The organism is Streptomyces sp. NRRL S-920 (genome assembly GCF_000717945.1).
In the GTDB taxonomy this organism is placed as follows: domain Bacteria; phylum Actinomycetota; class Actinomycetes; order Streptomycetales; family Streptomycetaceae; genus Streptomyces; species Streptomyces alboniger.
Window position 1 is genome coordinate 65,308 of sequence record NZ_JODF01000004.1, and the last position, 15,809, is coordinate 81,116.

General features: G+C 68.5%; 15 protein-coding genes and 1 pseudogene. 7 read left to right on the forward strand and 9 right to left on the reverse strand.

Annotated elements, in window-relative coordinates:
* The first annotated feature begins 89 nt into the window (after positions 1 to 89).
* The gene (locus IG54_RS0104825) at positions 90 to 923 is read left to right on the forward strand and encodes a hypothetical protein (protein WP_030777689.1); all 834 of its coding nucleotides are present in this window, start codon (positions 90 to 92) and stop codon (positions 921 to 923) included.
* 619 nt (positions 924 to 1,542) lie between these two features.
* On the opposite strand, the gene IG54_RS39100 is transcribed toward IG54_RS0104825, so the two are convergent.
* The 6 genes from IG54_RS39100 to IG54_RS0104855 form a co-directional block, all read right to left on the reverse strand.
* Positions 1,543 to 3,132, reverse strand: a complete 1,590-nt coding sequence (locus IG54_RS39100; protein WP_051819272.1) for a hypothetical protein — start codon at positions 3,130 to 3,132, stop codon at positions 1,543 to 1,545.
* A 257-nt stretch (positions 3,133 to 3,389) separates the two neighbouring features.
* Positions 3,390 to 4,376, reverse strand: coding sequence for a hypothetical protein (locus tag IG54_RS0104835; protein ID WP_030777693.1), 987 nt, complete (start codon positions 4,374 to 4,376; stop codon positions 3,390 to 3,392).
* Positions 4,377 to 4,526: 150 nt separating this feature from the next.
* Positions 4,527 to 5,324 carry an ATP-binding protein gene (locus IG54_RS0104840; RefSeq protein ID WP_030777695.1) on the reverse strand — a complete coding sequence of 266 codons (798 nt, stop codon included), beginning with the start codon at positions 5,322 to 5,324 and terminating at the stop codon, positions 4,527 to 4,529.
* A gap of 19 nt (positions 5,325 to 5,343) precedes the next feature.
* Positions 5,344 to 6,354: a hypothetical protein gene (locus tag IG54_RS0104845; RefSeq protein ID WP_030777697.1), complete on the reverse strand. Its 1,011-nt coding sequence runs from the start codon at positions 6,352 to 6,354 to the stop codon at positions 5,344 to 5,346.
* Positions 6,351 to 6,641 (reverse strand): hypothetical protein, encoded by a 291-nt coding sequence (locus IG54_RS0104850; RefSeq protein ID WP_030777699.1) that lies wholly within the window; start codon positions 6,639 to 6,641, stop codon positions 6,351 to 6,353. Before IG54_RS0104850 ends, IG54_RS0104845 begins: the two co-directional genes overlap by 4 nt.
* 82 nt (positions 6,642 to 6,723) lie before the next feature.
* Positions 6,724 to 7,305, reverse strand: coding sequence for a hypothetical protein (locus tag IG54_RS0104855; protein WP_030777701.1), 582 nt, complete (start codon positions 7,303 to 7,305; stop codon positions 6,724 to 6,726).
* A gap of 469 nt (positions 7,306 to 7,774) precedes the next feature.
* On the opposite strand from IG54_RS0104855, the gene IG54_RS0104860 reads away from it, so the two are divergent.
* The 4 genes and pseudogenes from IG54_RS0104860 to IG54_RS0104875 form a co-directional block, all read left to right on the forward strand.
* Complete coding sequence (locus IG54_RS0104860) at positions 7,775 to 8,416, forward strand: ParB N-terminal domain-containing protein (RefSeq protein WP_030777704.1); 642 nt, start codon at positions 7,775 to 7,777, stop codon at positions 8,414 to 8,416.
* 11 nt (positions 8,417 to 8,427) lie between these two features.
* The gene (locus IG54_RS0104865) at positions 8,428 to 9,069 is read left to right on the forward strand and encodes a hypothetical protein (protein WP_030777706.1); all 642 of its coding nucleotides are present in this window, start codon (positions 8,428 to 8,430) and stop codon (positions 9,067 to 9,069) included.
* Between the two features lie 174 nt (positions 9,070 to 9,243).
* Positions 9,244 to 10,164: a peptidoglycan-binding protein gene (locus IG54_RS0104870; protein ID WP_030777707.1), complete on the forward strand. Its 921-nt coding sequence runs from the start codon at positions 9,244 to 9,246 to the stop codon at positions 10,162 to 10,164.
* A 60-nt stretch (positions 10,165 to 10,224) separates the two neighbouring features.
* Positions 10,225 to 10,656: pseudogene (locus IG54_RS0104875) on the forward strand (single-stranded DNA-binding protein); the annotation flags it as partial.
* Between the two features lie 56 nt (positions 10,657 to 10,712).
* Here the strand turns inward: IG54_RS0104875 and IG54_RS39105 are convergent.
* The 3 genes from IG54_RS39105 to IG54_RS0104890 are packed head-to-tail and all read right to left on the reverse strand — an operon-like array spanning position 10,713 to position 13,375.
* Positions 10,713 to 12,293: a hypothetical protein gene (locus IG54_RS39105; protein ID WP_051819273.1), complete on the reverse strand. Its 1,581-nt coding sequence runs from the start codon at positions 12,291 to 12,293 to the stop codon at positions 10,713 to 10,715.
* Between the two features lie 40 nt (positions 12,294 to 12,333).
* Entirely contained in the window at positions 12,334 to 12,723 is a 390-nt protein-coding gene (locus IG54_RS0104885; RefSeq protein WP_030777714.1) for a hypothetical protein, read from the reverse strand.
* On the reverse strand, positions 12,707 to 13,375 hold the full coding sequence (locus IG54_RS0104890; protein WP_030777717.1) for an RNA polymerase sigma factor: 669 nt from the start codon (positions 13,373 to 13,375) through the stop codon (positions 12,707 to 12,709). The genes IG54_RS0104885 and IG54_RS0104890 overlap by 17 nt, the downstream gene beginning before the upstream one ends.
* Before the next feature lie 252 nt (positions 13,376 to 13,627).
* On the opposite strand from IG54_RS0104890, the gene IG54_RS0104895 reads away from it, so the two are divergent.
* Together IG54_RS0104895 and IG54_RS0104900 are read left to right on the forward strand one after the other, a co-directional pair.
* Positions 13,628 to 13,840, forward strand: coding sequence for a hypothetical protein (locus tag IG54_RS0104895; RefSeq protein WP_030777719.1), 213 nt, complete (start codon positions 13,628 to 13,630; stop codon positions 13,838 to 13,840).
* A gap of 593 nt (positions 13,841 to 14,433) precedes the next feature.
* Positions 14,434 to 15,672 (forward strand): tyrosine-type recombinase/integrase, encoded by a 1,239-nt coding sequence (locus IG54_RS0104900; protein ID WP_030777721.1) that lies wholly within the window; start codon positions 14,434 to 14,436, stop codon positions 15,670 to 15,672.
* The last annotated feature ends 137 nt before the right edge of the window (positions 15,673 to 15,809 follow it).

The window sequence follows — 15,809 nt, forward strand, 5'->3', positions numbered from 1 at the left end:
CGGCCATCGCCTACTACGCACCGGCCGCCTCGCGCGGCACACCGCGGCTTGAGAGCAGCGAGCCGAGACGACCAGGAGGAACCGCGGGCATGGCCGACGCGCAGCCACCTGCCAAGAAGGCCACGGCAGAGGTCGAGCGCCTGAAGAAGATGTCGCACCAGGCGTTCTTCGAGGCATGGACCACCTACGTACTGGGCGGCACCGACGAGCGGGCGTCGCGGGAGGTGCAGGCGGCCGCGTTCCGCTCGCCAGGGCTGGCCACGCGGACGCTCGTCGCCGCTGATCGCGCCGCCCGCGAGTTCAAGACGGTGGTCGAGCGCCACGACGGCGAATCCAAGCGTGACTACCAGACCCGCCTCAGCGCCTTCCGTGAGCAGCTTCGCGACGCACGGCAGCCCGTGGTGGAGGCGGTGGAAGATCTCGCTGCGGACGAGGCTGAGCACCTGGCGCAGCTCGACGACGAGGCATTCGCCGCCGAGTGGTCGGCGTTTGTGCAAGAAGTCGCTGGCAGTTCGCGGACCGGCCGCGACTTCGTCCAGGGCCTGGCGTTCCGCTCGCCAGAGGTGGCACAGCGCACCCATGCTCTGGCCACACGGATGATGCGGAATCCAGAAGACTTCCTGCCCGCCTTGCAGGGCGAGTCCCGTACGGCGCACGAGGCGCGTGTCTCTCAGTTCCGTTCGCGTCTGGAAGCTGAGCTGCGCTTCCTCCAGTACACCCTGAACTACACGGTGGCGCGGTGGGGGCGGATGCCGAGCGCGCCGAACCACCGTCTTCAGGCGATGCGGCTCCTCGCCGAGAAGTACCCGGAGGAGTTCTCGACGTTGCTCAACGCGGTGCGCGACGACGCGCAGAAGGCGCGCGAGGAAGTGCGCCGACAGCGGCGCGCCGAGCGCCGAGCGCAGGCGCGCTCGACCAGCTGACGACGCACCCTCGCTCTGGGCGCGCTCCGCATGGGGCGCGCCCTTCTTCTTGCCCGCGCGCCCGCGCCATCGCGGCGCGCCACGCGCGCGCCCCCCGTCCGCGCCGCCACCGCCTGTCCGGTCGTGTCAGCGCCCCGGCGCGCGTTCCGGTAGCGCGGCAGGCGCGCCCTGTCGCGGCGTGCCGGTGAAGCCGCAAATCAGCGCGTGGCGCGCCGCCTCGTGGCACGCCCAGGGGCGGGCGCGGTGTCCGCTCGGAGGTGGCGCGCTGTCGGGGCCCCGGCGCGCCCTCGGTGGCGCGCCCGGAGGGCTCGGCGCGCCACCGGCAGGGGCACGGTGGCGCGGGGCGCGCTTCATTTTGGTGGCGCCTCGGACGCCGCGTCGTCACCGCCATGCGCGAGGGGCGGTATGGCGGGAGCGCGCCCGCTCCTGCCGCCATGGCGCGCTGCCTGCACGGGAAGGCGCGCCGGTGTGGTGGCGTGGCGCGCGCCCGGATGGGCGGTGGCGCGCGCGGGCGCGCCACCGGCAGGTGGCGGGAGGCGGGGTGGCGGGTCGCGTCCTTCCTGTACGGAGTGCGAAGTGGCGCGCCCGGGACATCCGAAGCGCGCCACCTCACGGCCCTTCAGCCGACGGTGGCGAGGTCGGAGTAGAGCGTCGCGAACATCTCAGCGATCTTCAGCTCCGGCTTGCCCGCGAGCCGGTAGGCGTTGGCAAGGTCCCGTTCGCCGCGCTCCTCCAGGAGGCCGATGACGGCGGGGCGGTGCTCGATCACGTACGTCCGCAGCTTCGTCATCGGCGGCGGCGTGCCCTCGTCGGGGACGGAGATCGATTCCAAGTGCTCCTGCATCGACACGCCCAGGATGCGGGCCTGGATCTCCGCCTCGGTGAGCAGCACCGCCATCACCTTGTTGTGCTTCTTCACCTGGGTGGGCCGGGGCCGGGGGATGTCCTGCGGCTCCTCGGCTTCGCTGACCTCCTCCGGACGCTCGGAGCAAGGCGGCTCGGCCTCCGGGTCAGGGGGCGGCGGCGAGCTGTCTCCGCTCGGCTCAGGCCCGCCCGCGTCCGTCGGCTCGTCCTCCTGGCCAGCCTCTTGGTCCGCCGTCCCTTGCCGCTCGTCAGGCTGCCCGCCGCCCGCCTGCGCCTCTTCGGCCTTCGCCTTGAGGTGGTTGAGCGACTTGGTGATCAGGTCGTCGGCGCTCATCACTCCCCACGCGGTCTCCGTCGTCACGGCCGCGAGCGTGCGGCGGCCGTGCTCCTCGCGCAGCTCGCGCAGAGCGTTCTCGGGGTTGGTGGGGTGCATCAGGGCGTCACGGATGAGCTTGGCGGCCTGCTCGCCGGTCAGGGAAGGAGCGGCCCCGGTGGGCGCCGGGTGCTGGCCGTGCTCCTGCAACTCGGCGTCGGGCCGGAGTTCAGAGGCGAAGCGGGAGTCGGCCGCGTCTTGCAGTCCCAGGCGGCGCAGCAGTGCATCCACGGTGAAGTCGGGAAACCGCTGAGTCTCGCCAGGCTGGATCTTCATGTGGAGGCTGCGCACGCCGGTGAGCCAGGCTTCGCCGACGGCGTGCAAGTCCACGATCGCGTCCACGGCCGCGGTGAGGTTCTTCTCCGCTTTCACCTTCCGGGTGGTGTTGCGGGTCGGCTTGTCGTTCTCGAAGGCCGTGACGACTTCCGTGCGGGCGAGCAGCAGGCACGGTCCTTGGTGGCGGCGCAGGAGCCACAGCACCTCTCCCCAGCGGTCCTTGGCTCGGTTCCACAGGTCGGAGTCGATGACGACCGGGTCGTCGAGGGACGGTACGCGGGAACGGTTACGCTGCGCCTTACGGACCGCGCGGTTGCGCGCGTACATGGCGATCTCGTCGCTGAGCATGTCCCACAGCGACGTCATGGAGTCGATAACCAGCATGTTCGGCTTGTCGTCGACACGGGGCTGGTGGTTCACCCAGCGGATCGCGTCGAGGATGTCCTGGTACGAGCCGTCGTGCGGCACGATCTCGTAGTCGGCGCCCGGCACACGGCCGTAGTAGTCGGCAGTTCCTTCGGTGCCGCCGATCTCTATCCAGTACGTCATGCCGACCAGGTCCGAGCCTGAACCGCGCGCGGCCTCGTAACTCTTGCCGGTCTTCTCCAGACCAGTGAGCAGGATGATCGGTGGGTTCGGCTTGCCGGTGGGCTTCCGGCTCTTGCGGGTGCGCTGGGGCGCGGTGATGCCAGCCACGGAATGGGGCCTTTCGCTTCGGGTCTTCCGGGTTGCTCTCCCGGATGTTGCGGCGCGCAGGGCCTTAGCTTCGCGCTCTGACGTCCGCTGTACTATTTTAGCGTGTCTGGGCGGAGATTCAATGCGGTGCAGCAGGTCAACGTCGTGTCCCTCGGATTCGGACCCCAGCTCACCGAGGATCACGCCAGCACCGAACACAGCAGCGGCGGGGGCCCCCGCCCCGGGGGCGCGCCGCCCCGTCGTGCAGGTGTGGAACCTCAGGGGGTCTGAGCGGCCTCGTTGTCAGCCTCCAGGCCCTCCAGATTCACTCCGTCGCCGCGCTCCTCCTGCTTCTCCGCTCGGTAGCGCGAGTCGAAGCGCGGGCCGACGTTCTTCCGGCCGTTCTGTGGGCTCTGGCCCAGGCGGCGTCCGAGCTGGGTCGGGTTCAGATCACCCCGCGGGCCGAACCGGTGGGTCTCGTCGGCATCCCGGGCCGCTTTGTAGATGGCGTACAGCTCCTCCTCGCGCAGCACCTTGACCGACTCGCCCTCCGGGGCGGCCGCCGGCTCCGGCTCGGGCCGCTCCGGCGCCTCGCCCTTCGCGACGACCGCGGGGGCCTCTGTCTGCGGCTCGGGCGCAAGGTCCGCATCCCCTTGGGCGGACGCCTCCGCCACGGGCCTTGCCGCTGTCGTGCTTTGCGGGGTCGCCACGGGGGCGGTCATACCCGCATCGAGCAGTGCACCCGTACCGTCCTCGTCGACCCAGTCCGAGCCAGCACCGCGCGCGCGGACGAAGCCGGAGATGTGCAGCCCGAAGCTGCCTCCCAGCGGCACCATAGCGGCCACGGCGCTACCGACGGCGTACACGTACACGCGGTTCTCCACCATCACGACCGGGGCCTCCCCGGAGCTGAACCACTCCGACAGAGCGACCATGGCGTGGCCGACGTTCGCGGCGATCGAGATGCACAGCAAGAACGCGAAGATGCACCACAGCGACCAGTAGTAGCCGCCCTCTGTGCCCTTGTCCGTGCGCTTGCGGATGCTGGTGACGGCTCCCGCGTTGAACGCCAGAAGGAGTTCGAGCGAGCCTGCCATGGCGGCGGCAGCGAGGGACGGGAAGCCGATGAGCGCCCCGGCCCAGTGGAGTTGGTAGAGGGAGGCGAGCATCATTCCGAAGCCCGCGGTCGCAGCTCCGATGCGCAGACTGCGGTGCCAGTCTCGCAGTTCGCGTTCCCCCTGGGTGATGGCACGCACGGTCGTCAAGGCAGGCAAGACAGGTCCCTTTCGTTTGGGTCTGCCCGAGGGACCTATGCTCGTCGGTCCTCGGGTTGCCCAAACGATATAGGGCCCGCCGCCTGATGCGCTGCCTCTAATCGCTGAAGTCCAGTCACCCCCTGTCCTCGGATGCCGAATTCACCACTCCAGGGGCTTGCGCGGCGTGCGCCGGTCGGGCCCGACGACCTTCGCCAGGTACGCCCGGTCCTCAATGCGGGACAACAGCCGCTCGCCGAGGACAGCCTTGATGCCGTCGCGGCGCAGGTTGGTGGAGAACAGCGTCGGTCTGCCCGAGGCCAGACGGGAGCCGACAAGATCGGTGGTCTCCCGGCGGACGAACTCCGTCTGCACTCCGTCCATCTCGCCGCACAACTCGTCGAGGATGAGCAGGTCCGGGTCTTCGACGTGGCGCTTGCGGACCTGGTAGCGACTCATGTCGTCCGGGCCCCCGTCGGGGCGACGCCAGGTGAGATACGTGGCGTGCTGGACGAAGCGCACGAGCAGGCCCCGGCTGCTGGCTTCGTTGCCGAGCGCCGACACAGCCGTTGTCTTCCCGGACCCGATGTTCCCGGACACGATGAAGTGCATCGTGTCCGGTCTGGCCTTCTTCCTCTTGGCCTCGACGAGCGAGTCGAGCCACCCCTTCAGCGCCTGCGGCCGCTGGTAGTCGTCCAGGTCGGACAACCGCCACTTCAGGTAGTCGTCGTGGTCCGCTGCCTTCATGCTGTTCGTCCAGGCAAGGGTGCGGGCGTGGGCCTGCGGCACGGAGACGTCCTCCCAGAGCGCGATGGGGTCTTCTTCAGGCGGAGCAGGAACTCCGAGCTGCGAAAGGTCTGCTCCGCCCCGACGCAGGGTGGCGACCATGTGGTCCGTTATCTCGAACAGGCGCTTGGGCTCCCGCTGGGGAGCGACGCGTGCGGCCGCCAAGGTGCTCACCGCTTGTTCTCCTTTCGCGTCAGGCGGGGACGATGCCGAAGACGGCGCCGTCGTCGTGGTCTTGGGTGGCTCTTGGAGTTGCCGCGCTGTCCGCTCCCCAGGTCGCAGCGTCGCTGTAGGGGGCGGGGCGTCCGCCGTACTGGGCGGGCATCGGCTTGTTGTTCCGCTCGTCGCTCAGCGCCCTCTGGAACTGGTGCGCCGTGGGGAAGTGGACTCCGGTGCGCTGGAACGCCTTGGCCACCTGCTTCTGCGTGTACTCGGCGTCCAGGGCCTGTTGGCTGAGTTTGACGAGCCCGAAGTACCACCCGGACTTCTGCTTGCCCGCGTAGGGGCCAAGGTGCTGTTTCGCGTGGTCGTAGTACCAGGTGGCGACCTGCTGGGCGGGCGTCTTCTCCTTCGCCGCGCCGGCCGCTTCGCCTGGCTCCTCCCGTGCCCGTGCCTGCTGGTTCTTCTTCGCGGCGGCACGAGCGGCGGCCGGAGGAGTGCGACGCGTCTTCTTCTTGGGCTTCGCCTCCGACTTCGGCTCCGGCTGCGGCTCTTGCTGCGGCTCCCGCTCCGGCACGGTCGTGGGGGCGTCTCCCGGCACGGTGGGGGCGGGGTCAGGCGTGAACCCGTCAGGGCCGAGGTCGCCGTTGGGGTAGCGAACGCGGAACGATCCGTCCTGCTGCTCGATGACCGGGACGTCCAGTTTCTTGCCGAAGGTGACGTAGTCCTGGGCCCACTGTTCGACGGGGAACCGGCTGACTGCGGCGCCCATGGCCGTCGTGCCGTCGAGGAAGCGGCGACGCTCCAGCCGGTAGTAGCCGTGCGCGGCCAGTTCGTGCAGCGCCTTGCGGACGGCGTCGCGCCCCTCGCGCCCCTCACCGTGTGCAAGCTGCTCGGAGCGCACCTGCCAACTGTCTGCCTGATCCAGGCAGTACGTGAGCAGACCAAGCGCGCGGTAGCTGATGCGGGTGTCACGGACGGTCGCGGACTCGACCGTGACGTAGTAGGGGCGGTGGTTGTGGCGTACCGCGCTGCGGTGGGTCACGCTGCCGCCTCGATCATCGTTTCCTGCGGCAGCCGGAAGTAGGTGTGCCACGTCTTGCGGCCGTGGGCGCCCATCTCGTACACGCGCCGGGATTCGGCCATGCCCTCCTTGCGGAGTTCGGAGAGCGGTTCGCGGGCCTGGTGGTTGGTCAGGTTGCACGCGTCGGCGGCGTCCTGGACGGTGACCCATCCGCCGTCGCTCCTCAGGACGAGGTAGCAGTACAGACGGAACGCGCGGTCGGATATGCCTCCGGCAAGAGCCGGAGCGATGCTGGTCTGGGAGGACAAGGCGGTGGTCCTTCGGGAAGGGGGCCCGGCCGCGCGGCGGGGGGTGTGGGCGGCCGGGCCGTCGTTCGACGGGCGCGGGCTGCTACTGCTGGGCGCCGCGCTCGGGCGCGGCAGGGAGCATCGGCACGCCGCGCAGTAGGCCATCGAGGTCTCCCGCGTAGAACGCCTCCATCAGCGCTTCCTTCCCGCCGTCCTTCCACGTCGTGGTGATGGTGCCGGTCGGCTTGCCGCCGGGGATGCGGACGACGCCGGGGATCACTTCGCCGGTGAGCTTGTCGACGATGTCGCCCGTGGCCTTGTCGTACGTGGCGCGCTTGAGCATCGCGGTGCGGAACGCGGGGCGGGCCCGGATGATGACCTCCACCTCACCGTGCTCCTCCGCGAACTCGGTGAAGGCGTCTTCGTCACTGACGTCGTACTTGTCCCTGGAGAAGGCAACCGTGTGCGTGGCGACGGCGACACCGTTGACTTTTGCGTCCACGGACTTGGTGCTGCTGTCGGGGTCGTCGTAGGCCGCCAGGAGCGGCACCTTCACGGCGGCGATCTTCTCGTCGATCGCGGGGACGACGCTCTCCTTGAACACCTTGGCGAAGACCGAGAGGAGAGCGGCATCACCCAGGGACAGGGCGGGCACCGGCGTCTGGTCGGCGTCTTCGTACGACATGGGGGTCCTTTCTCACCCAAGGCGTGGCGGCCCAGGGCTTTTCGGGTCTGTCCTGGGCAAGGCGCAGAGGGTGCCGCCAGTAAGTACGTCGACCGGCGAAATTTGTGACACCAAGGCCCAGGGGGCTGGGTTGCTCTCCCAGCCACGACAAATAGTACAGCATGCGTCGCACCGAGTGTTACGCCGCCCGCCGAACTCCGCGTCAAGAGACCGCGCCTGACGGGACACCGCGACACAAGCGGGCTGTGCCTCTTACCTTCCCGCGGGTTCCACCCCCTTTGGCGACGTCGCCTGGGGCGGGCGGACCCCGGGGTCGCTCCATCCGGAACGAGGGCGGCCCCGGCCCAGCGGCGGGCGCGGTCCGGCCATGACGGCATGTCCCGCTTGCGAGGCGGGGCGCCGCGGTTGAAGTCCGCGGGCTCGCAGACCGCTCCCGCCGCTGGCACCACGAACCGCCGGAAGGACTGCCGTGACCGAGACCGTGCCCGCTCCCCGCTACACCGCCTACGTGCCGCTCACCGACCTCGCCCCCGCACCGGGCAACCCCAAGCGCCACGAGGTCGAGCGGATCATCGAGAGCATCCGCACCCACGGCTTCGTCGATCAACCCATCGCCGACGAACGCACCCACAAGATCCTGGGAGGACACGGTCGTCGAGAGGCGTTGATCGAGATGCAGACCCGTGGCGAACCACTTCCGGCCGGGCTCCTCCTGGACAACGACGGCGGATGGCTCGTCCCCATACAGCGCGGCTGGGCCTCCCGCTCCGACGCCGAAGCCAAGGCGCTCAACATCAAGCTCAACAAGATCGGCGCCGACGGTGGCTGGCGGCCCCGTCCCCTCGCCGCGTACCTCGAAGACATCGTGACCGAGGACGCTGCCCTCTACGACTCGCTCGCCATCTCCGCAGACGAGCTGGACAAGCTGCTGCGCCAGGTCGACCCCGAAACCCTGCCCGGCGCCATCAACGAGGACCAGGCGCCCGTGCTGCACCTTCCGGATGACAGCAACGAAGGTCTAGGCAGCGACGGCCTCAGCCCGGACGATGGCGGACGCGGCCGCGTGGCCACCTGCCCGGCCTGTGGCCACGCATTCACGCCCGGCCGCTGAGGAGCTGTTCCATGTCCACCCGCCGCAAGCCGCGCCGCTCAGGCGCCGGGCGCCCCAGCCTGCTGTCCGAAGAAGTCGAAGGGCGCATCATCGCTGCGTCCCGTACCGGCATCGCCGTCGAGCTGGCCGCCGAGGCCGCCGGCATCTCAAGCGCCACCTACCACCGGTGGATGGCCCGCGGCCGCGCTGAAGTCGCCGCTCGCGAAGACGGGCAGGCCCCCAACCGGGACGAGGACCCCTACGTCGAGTTGTTCGAGAAGGTCCGCACCGCACGCGCGATGGCCGGAGCCCGCGCCATGGCCAACATCAGAAGGGTCGCCGACGGCGGGATCGTCACCAAGGTCACGACGAGGAAGTTCCGCGACCCAGAAACAGGCCAGATCGTGGAGGAGATCACCGAGGACCGCACGGCACCGGATTGGCGTGCCGACGCCTGGTACTTGGAGCGGCAGCACCGCACCCACTACGGCAAGGACGCAGCACTGGCCATCGACATCACCGGCCTGGACAACGGCGCCCCCGCTCAGGACGAACACGTCGACCTGGAAGCGCTCGCCGAACGCCTCAACCAGACGCTTTTCGCCGTGCAATACCCCGACCCGCCGGAGCTGGAGGACGGCAGCGTCGTGGAAGCCGAAGTAGTCGACGGCTGACCGCTTCCGCACCTTGCCGGGCCGGGCGCTGCGGCAACCTCTCCTCCCTGCTGCCGCTGCGCGCGTTGGCGCCGCAGAGCCGAAGGGTGCCCTCCACGGCAGCACGCGACACTAGCGCCCGACTGCGGCCACGGTGCTCCCTCCCTGCTCACCAGCACCGGAGGAAGCACGCACATGACCACCACCCTGTACCCGGGCGCTATCCGCGGCGCCCACTGGTACGGCGACCAGTACCAGGGCTCCCTGATGAAGCCGAACGTACTGGTCCTGCACACCACTGAGGGCACCGGCATCGTCAGCTACCGCAACGGCGCCGACGCTCCGAACTTGACCGCCCTGCCGGACTTCAAGACGAAGAAATTCGTCGTCTACCAGCACTTCGCGCTCGACCGCTCGGCTCGCGCCCTGGTCAACGCCCCCGGGGGGGTTGAGACCAACACCTGCAACGCGGTGCAGATCGAACTCATCGGTACCTGCGACCCGGCGCACAAGCGCACCTGGGGCAAGCTGAAGGCGGGCGTCCACTACGTCTACTGGCCGGACGCCCCGCAGTGGGCCTACGACGCCCTCGCCGGGCTGATCGCGTGGATGCACACCCACCTCGGCATCCCGCTGACCGGTCCGTCCCAGTGGCCCGCCTACCCGTCCTCGTACGGCAAGACGTCGGCCCGCATGAGCCACGCCGAGTGGACCGCCTTCCGCGGCGTCTGCGGACATCTCCATGTCCCGGAGAACTACCACGGTGACCCGGGCGACGTGCCGTTCGCCAAGATCCTGGCCAAGGCCAAGGCGATCGTGGGCAAGGGCGGCTCCAAGCCGTCGACCGGCGGCGGCTCCACCCCGGCGCCGAAGCCCGCCCCACCGTTCCCTGGCGCGAGCTACTTCGGGCCGGGCAAGAGCAACAGCCACATCAAGCAACTCGGCACCCAGCTCGTGAAGCGCGGCTTCGGCACGCACTACGCCTCCGGGCCGGGCCCGAAGTGGTCGGACGCCGACCGTAAGAACGTCGCCGACTTCCAGCGCTCCCGCAAGGAGCTGTGCGGCGACCCGGACGGCATCCCTGGACCGCTCACCTGGCGTCTGTTGTTCTCCTGATCTTGTTTCCCTGGTCGGCCTGCCCCGCGGCAGGCCGACCGCCCACCCCGAGAGGCCCCTGTGGCAGGCGAGACCGTCATCACCCTGATCGGAAATCTGGTCGACGACCCCGAACTCCGCTTCACCCCCTCCGGCGCCGCGGTAGCCAAATTCCGCGTCGCCTCCACTCCGCGCACCTTCGACCGGCAGACGAACGAGTGGAAGGACGGTGAGGGCCTGTTCCTGACCTGCGCCGTCTGGCGACAGGCTGCGGAGAACGTCGCCGAGACCCTGACCCGCGGCGCCCGCGTCATCGTGCAAGGACGCCTCAAGCAGCGCTCCTACGAGGACCGCGAAGGCGTCAAGCGCACCGTGTATGAACTCGACGTCGAAGACGTGGGCGTGAGCCTGAAGAACGCGACCGCGAAGGTCACCAAGACCGGCGGTCAGCAGCCAGTCGGCAGCCCAGCAGGGCGCCCGGTAGCCGACGACCAGTGGGCGTCTGAGCCGCCCTTCTGAGTTGCAGCCCTCGTGTGCCGCGCAGGTGATCTCCTGCGCGGCGCGACCCGCTACGCGGCCGGAGCGATCCAGGCTTGCGGCAGCCCCAGCAGTTCCCCACCGCTGTCCGCGCTCGACGGCTCCTCGGCCGCCGGTGGCTCCTCGGCGACGCTTCCCGTAGGCGGTTGCGTCTCGTCGGAGTCTGGCTCCTGCGGCGCTGTTGGCACTTCGGCCGGAGGAATGGCCCCCGGGACATCGGGGGATGTGGGGGGACGCTCGGGCTTCGGCTCTTCCGGCTCCGGCTCGGGCTTCGGTTCCTCCGGCTCCGGCTCGGGCTTCGGTTCCTCCGGCTCCGGCCTCGGCTCGGGCACCGTCGGTTCTGCTGGCCATCGCGGTTCCACCGGCTTCCGCGGCTCCTCCGGCTTCTGCGTCTGCTCGATCTCAGCCGGCTTCACGTCCGTCACCGGTCCTGGGGTCGTGACGACAACGGCCGAACCTGCGGATGAACCACCTGGTGCAGGGACAGTGTCCGGCTCGGCCACCGCGGGCGACGGCTCGATTCCCATAGCGAGCGCCACGATGTCCTCCTCACCAGGCAGCATGACCGCGGGCGTCCGATCACCCACGCCCAGGATGGCTCGTGCCGCCATCAGCACGGGCACGTCTACCGAAGCATCCCGAGCGTCGAAGAGGATCGTGTGGACGTCGTGCCTGTCGAGCCCCAGGGTGCCCAACGTGAGAGCAGCCAGGCGGGGCGGCAGCGGGTCCGCCGCGCCCATCATGCTTACCTGGTGCGCTCCTGCGGCCGACTTCTTCGACGCCGACGCCAGTAGTTTCGTGTATTCCTTCAACCGCGGCCTCGCCGCATCTGTGCTCCACAGCACGTAGCGGCCCGAGCGGGTCATGTTGGGGTACAGCTCCTGCGAGCCCTCTTGCAGACTCCAAGTTTTCGCGTAGTCGGCGGTTCCGAAGATGCGCAGGCCAATGCGCTCCCTCCCGTAGGAGAACGTGAAGATCGTCGAATCGGGTCCCGTCGCGGCCTTGGTTGCCATCACCATCCCGTCGGAGTCCGTGCACTCCGCCTCCAGGTTGTCGATGGGGCTGCAATGGATCTTCCCGGCCTCGGAGAAATCCTTGAAGTCATGGGCCGTGAACGGCTCCGGCCCCAGGTTGCGGTTGTCCCTGGCCGCCTCGTCGGAAGCGGTGTCCGGAGACGCGTCGGGAGCGCTCGCCGGAGCCGGGGCGGCGCCCGTGTAATGCCCCAGCATCCAGGACCCGGCCAAAGCCGGTATCAGAGCCGCGGCGATGGCCCACTTCTTCACACGGCCGCGCGGCGGCGACTGCACGTCCGGTTCGTGTACAGGCGGCGGTAGGTCGACAGGCGGAGCAACTTCGACGGGCGGCCCCAGCAACTCGTCGAAGTCCTTGAACTCACAGTGCTCCCGCACCAGCCGCTCGACCTGCTCCTCTGGCAGGTCCGGCATCGCGGACTTGACCTGCCGCACAGCCGAGTAGAAGGACTGCGGGCTCAGAAACAGGTGACGCTCGCCATTGATGTCAGCAACGCCAACATCAGTGAGCGCCACTTCTTCGTCGCCGTTCTCGTCCGGGTCCAAAAAGTGGATCTTGATCGGAGGCGTGCCGGAGGTCACGGTCGAGTCCTCGACACCAGACCGTCAGATATTGCGCTGCTCAACTCTGCCGATCTCTTTCTTCACTGGTCTGCAAAATGCGAGCGATGCGAGCGGCCGTCGCCTCTGCACGCTCAGGCGTGATGGCCTCGATGTCCGTGAGTACGAGGTGGCCGCCCCCAGGCAGCTCGACTTCCTCACGGTGGATCTCCGGCTCGTCGAGGCCGTCACCAGTCCCCGAGTCCTCGCGGGCTTCCTGCGGATTCTGCACGCGAGCGAACTCGCGGAGCATCGCTTCCTTGGTGGCACGAACCCGGGCGGGGTTACGCCGGTGTCCCGGCCGCAGTGCCCCCGCGGCCGCCAGCATCCGGCGGGTCTCCTCGTCGTGAGGGATCGGACCGCCGTCCAGCGCCCGCTCCAAGCGCTCGCTCTGGTCAGCGCGTCGCGACATGCGCCCTCGCCTCTCGTGTTTCGACCCGTGTACCGACAACTCTGCTTCTGCCCGCTGCCGCCGTCAGCAGCTCCTCTATCAGCTCAGAAGACGACTCCCCGGCCGGCATGACCTCAGCGAGTTTACGCAGTGCCCGCACCGTCAATGTACGGACAGCACCGGCCGTCTTCCCCATGATCTCCGCGGTACTCCCCGGACTCTCTCCGTCGAAGAACCGCAAGGTGAGGACCTGCTGCTGCTCGGGCCGCAGCCTTGGCAGGTGCGCTGCCACAGCACGGGCCAGCGCACGCTTCTCCGCGTACTCCTCCGGGCTTTGGCCCACCCGTGGCCGGTCGAGTTCCAGATGATCGGCGTATAGCACTTCCGACGGGCGTCTTTGCACGGCCCGCAGGTAGTCGAGCGTGGTGTTCTTGGCGATGGTCCGGAGCCATGCGCGGAAGTTCGTGCCGGGCCTGTACTTGCTGATGTTCTGGGCGACCTTGAGCCAGACCTCCTGACTCAGGTCCTCAGCAACGTGCCCGTCCCGGATGTAGAACCGCACCCAGTTGTAGACCGTGTCGTTCAGCTCGTCGTACAGCCCCGCTATGGCATCGGCCGCACCCTCCCCGCCTGCTGCGGCACGAGTGAGCAGGGCCTCCACATTGTCCGTCACGGCCCGATGTCCTCCCCCAAGTGCTGTTGCTGCGCTGATCCGCCGCAACGCCGCCATCGAGCTACCTCCACCGCTCCTTCACAGGAGGAAGTGCACGTTCCGATGCGACGCCGAGGCAGCATAACCGCCCATTTCCGAAATGCATCGAACGGGCTAGCGACACTCCGCGACGTCCGCCGTGGTATACAGTGCCGCCGCAGGCCGGGAGAGCAACCCGGCGCCGGCACAGACCCGAATCGAAAGGCCCCAGCCATGCCCTCGTCCCTGAGCACCACCGATCGATCCCTGATGCTCCTGCCGTTCGAGCAGTGGGTCACCGTCGGTGCGACCGCTACCAGCATCGTGCGCGTCGGCCGCCGACGAGGCGTCCTGCGCACCCGCGGCCAGGGCGCCGCGCAGCAGGTGATGCGCATCTACCCCGGCCCGCGTCGCCCGAGCCGCAGCCCGGCAGGGCTGAAGAAGTAGCCGCCCGGCGGACTGAGCACCATCGCACCCGATCACCCTGCCAGTCAGCAGTACCTGCCCCCCCCCGGTCGTCACCCTGGGCACACACGGCGGCGCCAGCGCTCCCGCGCGGCAGGCGCGTGGCCTCCCCGGCGTAACAAATTTTTCTGATGCACGTACTTGTCGGTGCCGGACTGCACGCAACCGGCTCCATCCGGCTGGAACGGTCCGCCGGGGGACACCTACGAGCGAATAGGGAAGACGATGCCCCGCGGTGGCTCCAACGCATTGCTGAGTTTCGACACGATCGCCGAACGGATGGAAGTCCCCAAGCGAACCGTGCTCGACAACTACAGGAGCTGGGAAATACCCGTCGTACGTGTCAGTGACCGAATTCTCCGCGTACGAGAGCGCGATTTCGAAGCCTGGATTGACGCACGGACGGAATAAATTCCACCTGCCAACCTAGCTGTTATCGCAGCAGCCAGAGGGTTGATCGCCGACCGTTCGGCTCCCCTCTAAGCGGCTTGACCAGCCGCGGCTGCGTCTACGTACAGTCCAACTCCCCTGGCCAGGGCAGCACCGAGGACCCACCTGACGACGAGAGGCATGCCGTGCCGAAAAAGCCCACCGCCAAGAAGCGGTGTGACTGCTCTGACCAGAACAGGCCCAAGAAGACCGGCGGCTGCAACCACTCCTGGTACTACAACCGCACGAACGACAAGGGCAATCGCACTCGCGCCACCATCCCGGACTCCTCTGGCCTGACACGCGCTCAGGCGCAGGCGATCCTGGACGGCATGGCAGACGGCGTGATCCCGGAACCCGTCGACACGAAGCTCACCTTCCAGAAGTGGGCGGCCGATTGGCTCGGCAGGTGCCGGGCGAAGGACACCAGCTACGAGAAGTACGAGATCGCCATACGCGTACACCTCAACCCGCGGTGGGGCCGACAACGCCTCGAAGCCATCAAGCAGCGCCACGTTCAGACCTGGGTCAAGGAGATCGAGGACAGCCCGAGCATCGCCAACTCCACGGGAGAGGGGCACTGGAAGGTCTTTCAGATGATCATGAAAGACGCCCTCCAGAATGGAAAGATCACCTCGAACCCCACGTACGGCGTCTCCGGCCCCTACGTAGGACAGTCCAAGCACTACGTCTTCACTACCGAGGAGCTGTGGGCGATCTACGACGAGTTCCCTGAGCGCTACCGCCTCATCCCCATGTTCGGCTTCGCATGCGGCACCCGTCAGGCGGAGGCGTTCGCTGTAGCCGAGGACGTCGTCGACTGGAGCGCGGGCCTGCTGACCGTGCGCCGCCAGGTCCTCAGGATCAAGGAAACCGGCTACAAGTGCCTCCTTGTGGATCGCCTCAAGACGAGCCCACGCCTCAACTCAAAGGTCGTACCGGTGCCCCCCTACGCCCTGGACGCCCTAGACGAGTACCAGCAGAAGTACCCGGCTCGGGGCACGCAGAATGTGATCTGGGAGCACCGGCGCAAGATCGACGACTGCAAGCGCGGGTTCGCCAACGCTTACTTCTGGACGCCGCGCAACAACCTGATGGACCGTAACTATTTCAACGATCACATCTGGAAGCCCGTTCTCAGGAAGCTGGGCATCAAGGACGAGGACGGGGAGCTGCCGACCTTCCACGACCTGCGGCACACCTTTATCTCCACCTGCCTCCAGAACGGAATCCCGGAGCACACCGTTGCCGCGTGGGTGGGCGACACGGTTGAGGAGATCCGGCGAACCTACAGCCACCTCCTGAAGGACCACGGCCAGACGCACGGGGCACTCGCGGCTGGCCTGACGGCCCGGCCGAAGCCTCTACTCGCCAGTGCTGCGTGATGCCTCGCAGGACTACCTTGATCCCCTGACACCCTCGCTCAGCCTCCCGCTGGGCGAGGGTGTCTTGCGTCTGGGCGACTCGGGCTGTATAGCCCGAAGAGGCGTCGCGGGCTGGTGACCAGCACGAGGCGGTGGAG